The sequence below is a fragment of the Sediminicola arcticus genome (genome assembly GCF_040566695.1).
GTDB classification, from domain to species: domain Bacteria; phylum Bacteroidota; class Bacteroidia; order Flavobacteriales; family Flavobacteriaceae; genus Sediminicola; species Sediminicola arcticus.
Genome location: NZ_JBEXAE010000022.1, coordinates 1 through 525 on the forward strand (window position 1 = coordinate 1; position 525 = coordinate 525).

Genomic DNA, 525 nt, shown 5'->3' on the forward strand with positions numbered 1-525 from the left:
ACCGATGTACTTACCTTGACCTTAGAGGATGGAGGAACGCAAACGGTGGATTTCACTGCGGTATTGGCGGCAGCCGATACGAATACCACGAACACTAGATTAGAAATTAATGGTTCTGACTTGGAATTGGAAGATTCAGAGGGAGCAGTTTTGTCTGTTTCTCTTGCGGCATTAGCGGCAGCAACGGATACAGATGATCAAACATTGAGCATAGTAGGAAACGACTTAAGTATACTTGATGGTAATACTGTAACCCTGCCTTCTGCAGATGGTACGGAAACAAAAGTTAATGCGGGATCCAACGTAACCGTTGCAGGGGATGGATCTATAGCTACACCTTATGTAGTTAGTGTTGCCACATTGGACGATGCGGATGCCGACTCAACCAACGAAATACAAGCCTTGACCTCTACGGATGGTTCGGTGACATTGACACCTAGTGGAAATGATTTCGATCTTTCAGTTGCCGCTGCTGATGGTTCGGAGACAATAGTTACTGGAGCAGGCATCAATGTGGTAACGGGA

General features: G+C 46.1%; 1 protein-coding gene. It reads left to right on the forward strand.

Annotated features, from left to right (window positions below; genetic code table 11):
• Positions 1-525 (forward strand): hypothetical protein (locus ABXZ36_RS15780; protein ID WP_354616643.1); only part of this gene is annotated, 525 nt, incomplete at both ends.